Here is a 527-nt window from a genome sequence, read left to right on the forward strand (position 1 = left end):
GGCGACGCGGGCTCGGAAGGGATGGGGGTGGCATCCGGGTCGACGCGGAAGTGACGCAGCAGTCTGCGCGCGAGGTTGGGCTGGATGACGGTGCCGCCCGCGCGGACTTCCTTGATGGCCTCGATGATCTTGTCGACCGGCGAGCCCTTGAGCATGTAACCGGATGCCCCGGCCTTCACGGCCTCGAGGACTTTGTCCTCCTCGTCGAAGATGGTGAAGATGAGGATCTCCATCTTCGGGTAGACGGCCTTGATTTCGCGCGTCACGTCGATGCCGCTCATGCGGGGCAGGCCCAGGTCCAGCAGCAGGACGTCGGGCATGACGCGGGGGACTTCCTCCAGGGCGGCCTCGCCGGACAGCGCGGTGCCGACGATGTCGATCTCCGGGTGGCCCTCGAAGAGGCGCAGCTGGTTCTTGAGGATCTTGGTCTGGTCTTCCACGACGAAGACGCGGATGGGCGGCTGCGCGGGAGTGGAAGGAGGCTGCGGGGCATCCACGGGGGCTCCGGTCATGTCGGGGGGCTGGGG

Annotated in this window: 1 protein-coding gene; it reads right to left on the reverse strand. The window is 67.4% G+C overall.

The features are described from left to right. A partial coding sequence (locus FJV41_RS49925) for a response regulator (RefSeq protein WP_141649586.1) occupies window positions 1-512 on the reverse strand: 512 nt, incomplete at its 3' end. Between the last annotated feature and the right edge of the window lie 15 nt (window positions 513-527).

Source organism: Myxococcus llanfairpwllgwyngyllgogerychwyrndrobwllllantysiliogogogochensis, assembly GCF_006636215.1.
Lineage (GTDB): Bacteria > Myxococcota > Myxococcia > Myxococcales > Myxococcaceae > Myxococcus > Myxococcus llanfairpwllgwyngyllgogerychwyrndrobwllllantysiliogogogochensis.